The organism is Marinobacter sp. V032 (assembly GCF_052645435.1).
Genome location: NZ_JBQXYE010000015.1, coordinates 1 through 429, shown reverse-complemented (window position 1 = coordinate 429; position 429 = coordinate 1). Strand labels below are relative to the sequence as shown.

1 protein-coding gene is annotated in these 429 nt (G+C 49.2%); it reads left to right on the top strand.

From position 1 onward, the window contains the following. The first annotated feature begins 2 nt into the window (after window positions 1-2). The gene (locus ACUN9X_RS18845; protein WP_445474038.1) at window positions 3-401 is read left to right on the top strand and encodes a hypothetical protein; all 399 of its coding nucleotides are present in this window, start codon (window positions 3-5) and stop codon (window positions 399-401) included. The last annotated feature ends 28 nt before the right edge of the window (window positions 402-429 follow it).

Sequence of the window (429 nt, the reverse complement as noted above, 5' to 3'; positions counted from 1 at the left end):
AGCTGGCGATGTTCAACATGGCAATTGACTGCAAACTCCGATCCTGCGATCTGGTAAAGCTATTGGTTCGAGATATTTCCAGAAACGGTGAGGTTCTGGACCGGGCGCAAGTCATCCAGCAGAAGACCAGTCAGCCTGTTCAGTTTGAGATAACCAAAAAGACGCGCGAATCGGTCGAAGCATGGATCGAGTTGCGTGGACTCTCAGGGATGGATTATTTGTGGCCGAGCCGGATGCGAAAGTTCGACCATATCACTACTCACCAATACGCCCGTCTTGTCAAAAAGTGGATTACGAGCATTTGTAGTGGTTCAATGATTCCGGACACCAACGTAGGTGGTAATATTGCCACCATAAACGAGGTGTCTGATGACCAGAAAACGACGTTCCTTTACTCCTGAGTTCAAACAGGAAGCAGCCAGCCTGGTG